The 12,759-nt window shown below is 59.9% G+C and carries 11 protein-coding genes and 2 pseudogenes; 2 read left to right on the top strand and 11 right to left on the bottom strand.

Translation table 11 applies throughout. From position 1 onward, the window contains the following. Positions 1-1,368: a Wadjet anti-phage system protein JetA family protein gene (locus tag F758_RS51190; protein ID WP_024512501.1), complete on the bottom strand. Its 1,368-nt coding sequence runs from the start codon at positions 1,366-1,368 to the stop codon at positions 1-3. Between the two features lie 1,191 nt (positions 1,369-2,559). On the opposite strand from F758_RS51190, the pseudogene F758_RS0136585 reads away from it, so the two are divergent. Both F758_RS0136585 and F758_RS0136580 read left to right on the top strand, forming a co-directional pair. Further along, a pseudogene (locus tag F758_RS0136585) lies at positions 2,560-2,787 on the top strand (ATP-binding protein); the annotation flags it as partial. Between the two features lie 93 nt (positions 2,788-2,880). Next, positions 2,881-3,225, top strand: a complete 345-nt coding sequence (locus F758_RS0136580; protein ID WP_024512497.1) for a hypothetical protein — start codon at positions 2,881-2,883, stop codon at positions 3,223-3,225. 680 nt (positions 3,226-3,905) lie between these two features. Here F758_RS0136580 and F758_RS45395 read toward each other — a convergent pair. The 10 genes and pseudogenes from F758_RS45395 to F758_RS0136525 all read right to left on the bottom strand — a co-directional run. Beyond that, the gene (locus F758_RS45395; RefSeq protein WP_245286700.1) at positions 3,906-5,216 is read right to left on the bottom strand and encodes a M16 family metallopeptidase; all 1,311 of its coding nucleotides are present in this window, start codon (positions 5,214-5,216) and stop codon (positions 3,906-3,908) included. A gap of 45 nt (positions 5,217-5,261) precedes the next feature. Next, a pseudogene (locus tag F758_RS48625) lies at positions 5,262-6,560 on the bottom strand (M16 family metallopeptidase); the annotation flags it as partial. A 363-nt stretch (positions 6,561-6,923) separates the two neighbouring features. Then, on the bottom strand, positions 6,924-7,220 hold the full coding sequence (locus tag F758_RS0136560) for a ferredoxin family protein (protein WP_024512496.1): 297 nt from the start codon (positions 7,218-7,220) through the stop codon (positions 6,924-6,926). A 35-nt stretch (positions 7,221-7,255) separates the two neighbouring features. Next, positions 7,256-8,563 carry an FAD-dependent oxidoreductase gene (locus F758_RS0136555; RefSeq protein ID WP_024512495.1) on the bottom strand — a complete coding sequence of 436 codons (1,308 nt, stop codon included), beginning with the start codon at positions 8,561-8,563 and terminating at the stop codon, positions 7,256-7,258. Between the two features lie 11 nt (positions 8,564-8,574). Then, positions 8,575-8,769, bottom strand: a complete 195-nt coding sequence (locus F758_RS0136550) for a hypothetical protein (RefSeq protein ID WP_024512494.1) — start codon at positions 8,767-8,769, stop codon at positions 8,575-8,577. Next, entirely contained in the window at positions 8,759-8,893 is a 135-nt protein-coding gene (locus F758_RS52885; protein WP_283805897.1) for a hypothetical protein, read from the bottom strand. Before F758_RS52885 ends, F758_RS0136550 begins: the two co-directional genes overlap by 11 nt. Positions 8,894-9,151: 258 nt before the next feature. Then, a complete protein-coding gene (gene nifW, locus F758_RS0136540) occupies positions 9,152-9,493 on the bottom strand; it encodes a nitrogenase stabilizing/protective protein NifW (RefSeq protein ID WP_024512492.1) in 342 nt (113 codons plus the stop codon). Between the two features lie 181 nt (positions 9,494-9,674). Then, the gene (gene nifV / locus F758_RS0136535) at positions 9,675-10,796 is read right to left on the bottom strand and encodes a homocitrate synthase (protein WP_024512491.1); all 1,122 of its coding nucleotides are present in this window, start codon (positions 10,794-10,796) and stop codon (positions 9,675-9,677) included. A gap of 687 nt (positions 10,797-11,483) precedes the next feature. Beyond that, complete coding sequence (locus F758_RS45385) at positions 11,484-12,149, bottom strand: nitrogen fixation protein NifQ (RefSeq protein WP_245286698.1); 666 nt, start codon at positions 12,147-12,149, stop codon at positions 11,484-11,486. 152 nt (positions 12,150-12,301) lie between these two features. After that, positions 12,302-12,759 (bottom strand): nitrogenase reductase (locus F758_RS0136525; protein ID WP_024512490.1); only part of this gene is annotated, 458 nt, incomplete at its 5' end.

Raw genomic sequence — 12,759 nt, 5'->3', positions numbered from 1 at the left:
TCACGTCGATCCAGTCGTTGGCGGTGACCCCTCCTCGAGCGTGATCGTGAATTCGCCCAACCGTACAGAGCGACCGACCGCAGCCAGGTTCGGGATAGCCCGGTAGGCGAAGAGGTCCGGAATGCTTCCGATCTCGATATCTTCGGATGAAACGCGGTCACGTCCCTGCATCTGCCGCCGAACGAACTCGAGTAGTTTCTGGTCTGTCACGCGCACCATCCGGTCGAATTCCGTCGTGGCCTGGACGTAGGCGCGCAGATAGGGATCCTGCTTCGGCACTTTGAAGCGCGTCCTTTCGGGCGGTGCCTTCGGCGGCGGCGGAGTGTAAAGCGCGAGCGACGTGATCGGCAGACCGACATCGGGCGACCTCAGACGGATCTCCACCTCGTCAGTGCCGATGTTCGAGAGTTGGTCGATCAACCGGACGATCCGCTCGGCTGAGCCTTCTCCCATAACGTCCATGTAGTGGACCGTGGTGCGGATGCGGCGTTCGAGGCGATCCCGGAAGTCCTCGATCTTGTCCATGAACGGTCCGACATCCTCGAACACGCTCTTGATCTTCTCTAGCTCCGCGATGATGCGTTCCTCGGCCGTGGCGATCGTGGCGCCTGCAGCCATGACACCCTGCTCGATGTAGGCGCGCGCGATCTTGCCGAGGCGATCCGCGTCCGCGAGCATGTCGCCGGCCAGCGACGCGATCGTGCGACGATGACGATATGGATTGTTGGACGTCTTGAGCTGCTTGTAGTCGGCGATAAGCAGCCCGTCGACGAAGTCTTGAAAGAACGTGCGAAGGATGGCTGCCGCGTTCGGATTGCCGAGAATGCGGTCCTCGATCTCGCGCATGCCGGCTAGGATGCGGCGCATGCTGCGAGCGAACCGCAAGGCCGTGTCGTGCGCGTTGGCGAGACCTTGGGCCATCGTCTCGGGCTCGCGGAAGGCGGCTTCGAGGTTGTTTTTGACATCGACCACGGCGCCGGCGACTCGCACGCGGCTATTGCCGAAGTCGGTGATCGCGCCCAGCACCATGAACGCGTCGGGGTTCATGTCGACATAGGTGCGCCATTTCTCGGTTTCTTCCGTGAGCCACCCGGTATCGCGCAGCCGATAGTAAGCAAGGTAGTGAGCCTGGCTTGTGGTCTGGTCCTCATCCGGATCGCCCTCCGAAAGGTCGCCCATCGACCCGATGCCAAAATCCGAGAGCCCGATCTCGATCTGCTTCACGACCTCTTCCCTGAGCGGCGTCTCGAGGATGCGGGCCGAGTAGACCCGTTCGTAGAGGCGCATCAGGAGCCGGGCATAGACGTGCTTCTTCGGCCCCGACAGGGGCTTGAAAAGCGTCTCCGGAAGATAACCAAACAGCTTCATGTATTCGGTCCCTCAGCCGGCCGATTGAACCGTCCCGCCCGCGCAACCGCAAGAATAAACAGAGGAGTTTCAGGGTGTTCTCCTTGATTTCCTCCGCTTCAAAAATTCCTTCGCGGCCTGCTCCATGATGTCCCAGGCGGCCCGATGCTCATCGATGGCAACCTGCTTGATGTCCGCGATCACGTCCGGGTGCATCATCGTCAGAAACTGAACCCTGTCCCCGATGGGGGTTCGCTTCCCCCGTTTCGGCGCCTTCCTTTTCCCGACCATCCGTCAGTCCGCTGCGCGAGAAGCTTTCGTTAACCACGCCGCCAGCCTCAGTCGAGATCTTCTTATATAACAAGGAGATCGCCTCTTATATAAGAAGGAGGCGCTAAGCCCTTGACTCCAGCTGACCTTCCTGCTTTGACTGTTCTCGTTTCGTTCACGGTAGCGTTCGAGGTCACCGATATCCCACTGGCCTTCGCCATGCCGCGCCTCAGGGGCAACCGTTAGGACGCCATATGGCGACGTTCCTAATCTTCCTCATCATCTTCGGGCCCGTCTGGTTATCTGCCAGATTGTGGCCGGCGCTTGCGCTTTCATCCAGGGTTTGTGGGCCGGCCTTGCCGCACGTAGACATAGGCCAACTTGGCTCGGTGTGCGGTCGTGAGCCGCTCGTCAGCGACGTTCGAGCTGATCAGCACGACCCAGTCCCCTTCCGGGCGTGCCGGGGACCGCTTGCATTCGCCGCAGCAGCGCGGCGACCGTTTGAGCAATCTGGGTTTGCGTCGCGGTCGACAGATTCGGCCACAGGCGGGGAATGCCAGCCGCCGGGTGGCCGGGTGGATTTGCCAACGTTGGCAGGGGTCGATACGCAACGCGACCTGGAAGCGGTCGGTGGGTCATCGCGAATCACCTTCTCGTCGAGAAGCCTCAGATTCGCGCTCAAATGTTGCATCAATGGGATGAGCGTGCGCGCGCTGATGCGCGGCAGATCGGCAATGCTGGCGCAGTTTGGCGGCTCAGCGAGATCTGTCGACGCGATCCGAACCCCCCGCCGCCGTCCATCCGGCAGTGCGACAACGATGTAGGCGGGACCGCGCCCAGATCGTTCCTTCAAGATGGCAAGCCGCTGTCCAAACAGAAAGTGATGCGGGTCGGTAATCGTGACGTGAGATACGACCCGATCAACAATAGGGGTACCTTGCCGTGTTCGGTGACCTAGTGGTGGCCACAGCGCTGCTCGATCGGCTCCTTCACCACGCCGTCGTCATCCAGATCGAAGGATCAAGCTACCCGCTGCGACAACACGCGGATCTCACGCCCGAGCACGTCCGCTCCAAAGCCTCCATCAACTCGCCAATCCCGGCACAGCCGCCGCGCCGCCGCGGTCGACCATCCAAAAACGGAGCCAACGATCACCACCCAGCCGGCTGATCACCGACATACCGCCCACCTGGGGAATTTTACTTCGGCACATCTTCGGATATTTGAAGCGGCATTGACAAAACTGATCGCGGAGACCGGCTGATGGCCAAGGTGCCCGGCTTCGCCAAGGCCTTTGTCGGCCGCTGGCGCATCGTCGAGATGGACGTCTGGGACAGCGACTTCCTCGATCTTGTCGAAGAGGCGCATCTCACCTTCCAGGGCAAGTCCGATGGCGAGATCGCCTTTGGGGCTCTCAAGGGCTTCCTGGACGTGCGCTACGGCACCCGCGACGGATCGGCCTGCGCCGAATTCTCATGGGAAGGGCACGACGAGAATGATCCGTCCTGCGGTCGCGGATGGGCTATGATCGGCACTGCGGGCAGGCTCGTCGGCCACTTCTACATCCACAATGGCGACGATTCAGGCTTCGTTTGCGAACGCGGCTGAGTTCTTCAACAGCCTGCAGCTGTCGATACAGGTCATATCCACACGGACCGGCTTCGTAGCAAAAGCTTACCTGCCGGTCGCCCTTGCCAAGTTTCTTCGCCAGCTTGACGACCTGACCGGCGCGATTGGGGATGATCCCCAAGTATTACCAACTTCCCCGCCGCGCATCCCTTCGGCCACCGCGACCGAAATCGTCGCCTTATGCACATCCAGTCCCACGAAAATGCTATCATTCATCAGGCCCGCTCCCCATGCTTGAGGCTCGGCACCGGCTCATCCGGCGCAACCCTCGATAGGAGCTTGCCGCGGAGCGGGCTGCCCGTCACCTCAGGGCGCGAACATAGGGTCTAGGTCTGATCGCGCGGATGCATACTCCCCCTGTTTGAGCCGCGATCTGTCCAAAGGCAGCGTCATTGCAATTTTGCATCAGGGCCAGGATTTGCCGACACCGCTGAAGATGCTCTGAGCCATCTCCCACAATTCTTTGTTCTGCGCGGAAGCGGCCTTCAACACTTTCCGCGCCTGACCAGCGCCAGCGGGAACGTCGTTCAGTAGCTATGATCAGAACGGCCAAAAGGCGCTTATCGCACTTGCGAGCATTTGCTTGCATCACGCAGGTGTGCCGTAAGCGTGCGGACTGACGCGCTCGCTGGCGATCATCGGCGCAGGGCGCGAGGTCGTCACTCACACCGCGCTGCCGGTAACGGAGCGCGGCCGACGATAGTCGTGAGCAGGCCCTGGCCCCACAGCCGCTGCGCGGCTCTCTTGGCGTCCTCAAGCCTCACCGCATCGATGAGAGCGTTGTGCTCCTCGATATACTCGATCGGCAGCTTGTCGAGCTGGTGCTCTAGTAGCGCATAGGCCAAGGCTGACGATGTTTCCAACTCTCTCATCTGCAAGCCCTTCAGGTAAGATTTGGTCTCATCCAGCTCCTCCCGCGTAGGGCCTTCCTCAGCTATGCGACGAACCTGCCTTTCCAGCTCTTCAATCGTCTCGCCGATCCGATCGGGGCGGGTGCCGACACTGCCTACGAACAAGGCGGAATGGTCCATGGGCATCAAATTCTGGTGGACAGAATAGGCGAGCCCCCGCTTGTCGCGGATTTCGCGGAAGAGCCGGGAGGATAGACCACTGCCGCCAAAGATCTGGTTTACGACACGGGTTGCCATATAATCCGGCTCGCTGCGGCGGACCGCGGCACCACCAAAGATCAAAACCGTCTGCGGCACGTCGAGCGGAACGAAAATTCGCTGGGGCGGCTTCGCCGGCGCCACATCGGCTACCTCCGTCAAATCCGCCCGCTCGGGCAAGTTGCCAAATGTACTATCGAGCAGGCTGTCGAGCGTCTCCGCATCAATGTCACCTACCACCGCGATCTTCAGCGTGTCCTTGGCGATCACGCGGCGGACATAGACCTTGAGCTCGGCGCTCTCGATCTTTTGCACGCTCTTCAACGTCCCCTCAGGCTGCCGGCCATAGGGATGCGACGTGAAGGCAAGTTCGAAGAACTGGCAATAGGCGATCGATACCGGGTCCGTGGAACGGTGCCGCAAGTTCGCGAGCACCTCGGCCTGGATACGTTCCACATCGGGAGCGTCGAAACGGGGCGAGGTCAGCGCCATCCCGAGGAGCTCGAAGGCCTTATGCTTGGTATGCTTGAGTATGCGCAAGGACCCGTGGAGATAGTCCCGCGTCGAGGCAAAGTTCAGCTCGATCCCGCCTTCGTCGAGCCGCTCGTGAAAACTCTTGGAGTCGAGATCGCCGGATCCTTCTCGGAGAAGCCGGGCTACCATGGAGCCGAGACCCGAGCTTTCGGAAGGGTCCTGAGTTGATCCGCCCGCGAAGGCATATTGCATCGCGATCAGCGGCACGGTTGCATCTTGCACGAACCAGGCCTCGATCCCGCCCCGCGATACCAGCCGCTGGACTTTGGGCGCGCCATGCGATGATGGAGAGCCGACTATCGCGGGCGCGACCGGGGCCACAGTGATGAGCTCGCCACTCTCCGCCGACGAACACGCCGTTGACGAGTCTCCTTGTCTTCCGGGCCCCGAATGTTTGATGAGATAGCCTGTCACGCAGCCCTTTCCGTCGAGCCATTTCTGGGCCGCCTCGCGCACCTGTCCGGCGGTGACGGCACGGATGCGTTCCGGCCACCTTCGGACATCGTCGATGCTGAGGCCTGTGGCGAGCGCCGCGCCATACGATCGCGCAAGCGCGAAAGTACTATCCTGCGCGTACAGTAGGTTCGCAACTAGCTTGGTCTTAACGCGATCAATCTCCTCCGTAGGCGCGGGATTTTTGGTGAGATCGGCTATAACTTTGTCGATGGCTTCCTCGATCTGGGCGAACTCGAGGCCGGTTTTCGGAATGGCAGAGATCACAAATTGCGAGTCATCAAGCGATTCTGTCCCGTAGTACGCGGCCGTGCTGATCGCGAGCTTTTTGTCGATTACCAGGTTTCGATAGAGGCGGGAATTATTCCCGCCGCCCATCAGCTGCGCGAGCACGGAAAGCGCCGCGCTCTCGCCAACGCCTGCGGTAAGAGCCGACGGCACGCGATGATAGCGGTGCAACTGCGGCGGCTCGACCCGCGGATCGGCCAGGGTTACAGCCCGGAGTACCTCAGGCGTTGGCTCCTGCGGTCGGATGCGTTTTGCGGGTATCGAAAGCTGCGCGGGGATGTCACCAAAGCTTTGCTCCACAATCGGGCGGATGTCCTTGGATTCAACGTCGCCGGCGATGACCAAGATCGCGTTGTTCGGCGCATAGAAGCGCTTGTAAAAGGCAAGCGCGTCCTCCCGAGCGAACTTTCCGATCTCGTGCGGCCAGCCAAGCACCGGATGCCCGTAGGGGTGGTTGACGTAAAGCGTCGCCATGATCTGATCGTGGAGCCGCCTCTCTGGACCGTTGGCATGGCGCACATATTCCTCCAGAACGACGTCACGCTCGGACAGTACGCTCTCGTCTTCGAGAGCGAGACCAGTCATCCGGTCGGCCTCAAATGCCATTATGGTGCCAAGGTGTTCACGCGGCACGCGCTGGAAATAGCAAGTGTAATCGGTCGAAGTGAACGCGTTCTGATCGCCTCCAACCCGCCGAACGGTCTGGAAAAATTCCCCGGCGGGATGCTTGGCGGTACCCTTGAACATCAAGTGCTCGAGGAAATGCGCGAGCCCGGATTTTCCCGGCGGTTCATCGGCGGAGCCGACTTTGTACCAAATCATCTGCGTGACAAGCGCCTTGCGGGGACACGAGATCAGCAGTACCTGGAGCCCGTTCTGAAGGATGAAGCTTGCTACTCGTTCTGGGCTGATTGTGCTCTCGGCAAGGATGCTGCTTTCAGGGGCATCCCGGAGATTGGGATTGCCGCTGCTATCTGAGCTACATCCGATGGCTACCTTACTGCCCGTCATTGCGGCCATGGAAAAGGCCGATGTGCACCCCGCTTTGGTGATAGTTGAAGTCGTACTCTTCATGGCATTACCCCTGTCGCACACAGTCCGTTCTTGTAGCGCACACTCCAAAAGAGCATGGGAGCTGCACGCCACGCGAGCCAACCGAGCAAATGCCGCGCCAGTCTCGTGATGCTTCCGCGCGAGTGACAGTGCTCGTGGTGCAGTGCACGGGCTCTCTGTGCGAAGACGGGGCCTTGCTATTCGTCGCAATTGACGATCGTCGTACCTGCCATTGAGCACCTACCCGAACTTGAAAAGAACCCCATATCCGCCACGCGGATAGCTCCATTCGATGTCGCCAGTGGGTTCGGCAATCACACGACAGGTACCGCACTCGACGCAGCCGTCGACGGTGACCTCGACCTGGCCGCTATCGTTTAGCTCGTAGCAGCGCGCCGGACAGATCTTCAAAAGCGCAAGCAGCTCGCGCGACGGCTTTTTGTGCGCCCGCACCCTGATGTGCGGACGGCCCACGTCGACGAGATAGCGATTGTAGAACAGCTTGTCCTCAACGCGCACTGACGGCTCGGTACTCATGTTTCAGACTCCTTGCTAGGGTTTCGACTGGGTGCTCAACGCCAAGCGCGGGCGAAGCGGACTGCATCACTGAACAGGCCTATCCGGGATCGCGCATTGACAAAGGATTTCACGGTTATCTTCTGTTTCTCGGCTTTTGGTGTGCCATCGACACGCACGTAATTCTGCATTGCTCTGGAGATGAGCTGCGGATACGTGAGGAAGAAATTGTGCGAATTGGTATGCAACAGCGTCGGCATGTCTCTATATTTCTTTAGATCCTTGACTACAAAGGAGCGATCCAGCAACCTCTTGTAGAGCGCAAGATGTTCCGCAGTCATCGGAAGGCCGCGTGATTTCAGCTCGCAGATTGCTTCGGCCGCGATGCGGCCCGAGGTCATCGCCAGATTGGAGCCCTCGCGATGAATGGCGTTATTGAGCTGTGCCGCGTCGCCCACCACCACCCAGCCTTCCCCGTATAGTTTCGGGATCGCTTTGTAGCCACCTTCTGGGATGAGGTGCGCCGCGTATTCTTTCACCTCCGAACCCTCGATCAGCGGTGCGACCGACGGGTGCTGCTTGAAACGATCGAGCAGCCCATATGGCGTATGTGCGGTACGGCGAAAGTCTGCAACCAGACAGCCGATGCCAAGCGAGACGCATTCCTTGTTGGCATAAATGAAGCCCATCCCGGTCATGCCACGCGAAATGGTGCCGGCTGCCTCGATGACGACGCCTTCGTCGCCTTTTATGTTGAAACGCGCCTCAATGGTCTCACGCGGGAGGAAGTGCATTTCCTTGACCGCAAGTGCCACCTTGTCCGGCTTAGGACGTTCGCGCAATCCGGCGCGGGTGCCGAGTACGCCGTTGACGCCCTCAGCCAGGACGACGACATCGGCACGGATTTCACCATCCAGGCGGTCAGTGTGAACCCCGACAACTCGGCCATAGCTGTCCCGCGCCAGTTCCGTCGCGGTAGTCTCGAACAAAACAGTGACGCCGGCCTCGCGCACCTTTGAGGATAGCCATTTGTCGAACTGCGCGCGGATGATGGTGTAGCGGTTCGGACGCTCTTCATTGAAGTCCTCGGAGCGATAGTGGAGACCGACATGGGAGCGATCGTCCATCAACCAGAACCGCTGCTCTACAAGATGGCGTTCAAGCGGCGCGTCCTGCCGGAAATCCGGGATCAGCTTTTCTAGCATGTCTGCATAGAGGATCGCACCCTGCACATTTTTCGATCCCGAGTATTCGCCGCGTTCGAGTTGCAGCACCTTCATACCGCGGTTGGCCATGGTCAACGCCGCGGCATTTCCGGCCATACCGGCGCCGACGACGATGGCGTCGAACCGTTCCTCAATCATCATAAGCTCCTTTAGCTGGCGAACCAGGTACGCGAATGCGAAAGCCGAGCGCGAAGGGCGGTGCTCAGCCTCGGCAGCAGCTCCATCGGATCGGTGACGATCCCGATGTGGGCATAGAGTGCCAGATAGCCGCGCTGTTGCTTGATGCACGTGATGGAGTTGGTGCGTTCACCAGAGCTGAAGTGGACAGGCGAGTTAGTCACCATCGCGAGCCATCTCCCGCTCAATGCCGGCCTCTACGGCCTCAAAGGCGATTTCGAACGGAATTAAGGCAAGCGTGACCCAGAAGATCATCCCGGTGCGCGCGGTCAGCAGTAATGGCAGCATCATCGTCGTACTCCAAATCTCATCTTGCTCCGTGAGAGACTTGGCTGGACAACAGCAAGTGCTGTACCACATGCCGCGCGATCAAAATCAGCTCCACAAAAGAGATTATTAAGGTCATTTACGATCGGCGCCCAAGCCCAATTACGACATAGTCGGGAATACGACAGCGCCGCTTCGAGCGTCGGTTGAAGAGTTATTGAGAGGAAGGCATTGCTCGCCGCACGTCCTGCCGTCAGTCAGACCTGCTCTTGATACAGCAGGCTATTTCAGCGCAGCGAGCGGCACGAACACCGCTGATTTCTTGGGCTCGGCGACCGCATCCTTTAAGACCTTGAACACCCGTTGCTCGATCGGCGAGGATGCAACGAAATCCGCATAGGCTTGCGCGAGCACAGCTTTGCACCGGGCCGCAATATCACTCTCTGCGGCGCCGGCGAGTTGTTCCTTACCGAGATACTGCCCCATTCGCTTTAAAATATGCAATCGTGCGACATTGACGATCTTTGGGTCGTAGTCGACCCCAAGCAGCTCAAAAAACTCCTCTGCCGAGGAAGCCTTGTTGAGCCGGTCCAGGATACCGGGCGCCGTCTGCGTGTTGCTCATCGAAACATCTCCCCTAAGATTAAGCCTGACTCGTCATGCGGACCCGCCACAGGCTGGTTGTCTCGCAACGACACCTTGCAAGGTCTTCATACCGTCGACCCAAACCTTTAAGCTCCCGGGCAGCCACTTCGTGTGCGCTCTGTGATAGCGCCGTTGCAGCGTGATGCCGGATAAGGGCGCCTCACACGCAACGGGTTTCGCGCCAGATGGCCACGACCGTCTCGCGCGCAACCGGCCTCTTGTGTTCCAGCGCATGTTTTTGCACCCGCGACAGAATCTGCCTTGCTTGATCGGCGCTAGCGGCCAGTTGCATTTCGTCGAGCAGCCTGATGATCGCCGAGAGCCCGGAATGCTTGCCGATCACAATACGGTGGGAGCGACCGAGCAAACGGGGATCCAGCGACTGATAGGTCCGTTGATCCTTCAGCAAGCCGTCGACATGAATGCCGGATTCATGGGTGAAGACGTCTTCTCCGACGATCGCCTTGTTCAGTGGTATCGTACGTCTCGCTGCTGCTGCGACCACCACTGCGACATTCTCAAGCTCCGCCAGCTGGATGCCGGCGTCGCGCCCATAGAGCTGTTGGAGTGCGACCGCGACTTCTTCAAGGGGGGCATTGCCAGCACGCTCGCCGAGGCCGATGACGGTCACCGAGGCGTGGCTCGCCCCGCCCTTGATGGCGGCGAGCGTATTGGCGGTTGCGAGCCCGAGATCGTCATGGCCGTGGAATTCGAGCTCCAGATCGGTGGTCGCTCTCAAGCGCGAAACCAGCGCATGGGCCGCCTCAGGGTCGAGCACGCTGAGGGTGTCGGCAATCCGAAAGCGCCGCGCACCCGCGGCTTTCGCGGTTGCGATCAGCCTGACGAGAAATTCGATGTCGGCGCGTGAGGCGTCCTCGCCGCCAACGGCGACCTCAAGCCCCCGCTCGCGCGCGTAAGCTACCACCCGCCTCACCTGCTCTAACGCCCGTTCGCGGTCCCCCCCAAGCTTGGCTGTGATCTGCACGTCTGACGCTGGAACGGACACATTGACCATAGACACCTTCGCCTCAACCGCGGCATCCACATCGGCTTCACGCATCCGGCACCAGCCAATAGCGGTAAGAGGAAGACGGGCTTCAACAATGGCACGGATGGCAGACATCTCTTCACCTCCCATGGCCGGCGTTCCCGCCTCGATCTCCGTAACCCCGGCACGCGCCAAGGCCCGCGCGATTGCCACCTTCTCCCCACTGGTGAAGGCAACACCAGGTGCCTGCTCTCCATCGCGTAGCGTCGTGTCATTGAGCACGATCGGCCTCAACAGGGGCGTCTCGGACCAGGAGTTTCTGGCATCGGCAGCAACGACGGCGTCACGAAAAGCTCCATGTGTACGTGCTCAAAAAATGCCTGAGCAAGCAGCATGCCAGGCGCCTCACCCAGCGCCAATTCATTGGAAGTATGGGCTTGCGCCGTAGTTCGGCTCTCACAGCCGCAACAGGGTGAGACATCTGCCGCGGGCAACTTGCCGTACGCTGCGTCTTCATGAACTCAGGCCGGATCTTAGCTCCTGGTGAGAGACGCAAGAGCGCCTTAAGTCGTCGATTGAGTTCCCGTATGCCGATTTGGAAGTGCGGTGGCACTGGGCGCAAAGCGATCAATAAAGCTGTTTGGCTTGATCGAGAGCGGCCAACGTCGAGCCACGCTGACTCAGCTTGGACGGATCTCCTGGCGACTTGCGGAAAAACGGAAGGCCTCTCATGTCTTACCATTCTTGAACGTCGAATTATTCAAGGTGATGTATGACCACTACAGGGGGAAAGCATTGCCGGCATCGCCGGCTACTGAGCGACAAATGTACAGCTTGGTGTCTCGCCTAAACAGAAAGAGCGAGCCCGTCAGACCTTCATGAAGTCTGCGCAATACACGGCGTCCATGCTCCGGGAGAGCTGCGATCATCTATCGGAACGCCGGCAATGGACTCCGCTCAGAGCGAGCGGCCTCCGGCGGGTCACGAGGAAGCTGCCTGCAAAAGGGCCTCGCGCCGACGCTCAGCCATTCGGCTTTCGCCGCTTTCATCTCCAAAGCAGAGATTGAAGTCTTTGCACTCGGTGCACACGGGCGTCGTGCAAATGACGAGCCCTTCATCCTCACAGAGGGTCCGATAGAAAAAGCGCTTCCAGCGCATATTCTTGGTGTTGCGCCCAGCGAGCGGCGCGAAATGGCGGTTTAGGGCCCTAGATAATTCGCCACGATCGCGCAATCCCAATTCTTCCCACAAATGATTTGGCTCAATCGCACGACGCGCGATCATCGAGGCAAGCCACCGGCCGGTGTCCCCCTCGCTCGAGCGTTGCGCCAGCAAGAGATCACGCAACATTGCGACCTCCTCGCTATCATTGGGCGCGAAGCGCAGAAGCAACTCTTGCGCCCTAATCCGAACGGACGGAAAATACCGTTCGAGCAGAAGGGCCAGGTCCTCGTTGGACAGGCCTACCCTCTCGCAAACCAGACCACCATCCATCGTGCCGACGGCGAGAATGGACGCCAGCACATGGCGATCGAAGTCGCTGTCGCTGCTTGTCTCGGCGTCTGCAGGATTGCCCCCGGTAAGCAGGCAATAACTCGCAATTCCCCTATGCACCTTAGGGCCGCCATCAGTGGTCCTGACGGCCATAAGCGGAAAGAATTGCGCTTCGAACATAACCAGGGCCCTTCCAAGCTAATCCGGCACGGCCGGCCACATCGTGCGCCGGCCCATAAGATCTTTGGCGGGAACGCCGGCCCCCCATCCGGCATCCGGGAGGCTGACGTCCATCCGGACAACTGTTAGGCAGCGAGTTCGGCGGCCGTCTTGCCGATGATGGTCTCGTCAACCGGCTTCATGATGCCGTGCTCCATCAGCATGTCTTCGAGCTCGTCCATGGAGATGGGGGTNGGGATGACGCCCTTGCCGCCATTGTTGTGGACCTTGGTCGCNAGATTGCGATAGTGGTCGGCCTGCTTGGAATCCGGCGCGTATTCCAGTACGGTCATCCGACGCAGCTCCGCATGCTGCACAACGTTGTCGCGCGGCACAAAATAGATCAANTGCGTACCGAGCTTCTTGGCNAGCGCCTCCGCCAGCTCCAGCTCCTTGTCGGTCTGCCGCTCATTGCAGACGAGGCCCCCGAGCCGTACGCCGCCCGAGTTGGCGTATTTCAGAATGCCCTTGGAGATGTTGTTGGCCGCATACATCGCCATCATCTCGCCGGACATGACGATGTAGATCTCCTGGGCCTTGTTCT

Source organism: Bradyrhizobium sp. ARR65 (assembly GCF_000472385.1).
Classification (GTDB): Bacteria; Pseudomonadota; Alphaproteobacteria; order Rhizobiales; family Xanthobacteraceae; genus Bradyrhizobium.
Note: the sequence above shows the minus strand (reverse complement) of the source record. Positions and strands in the feature narration are given on the sequence as shown.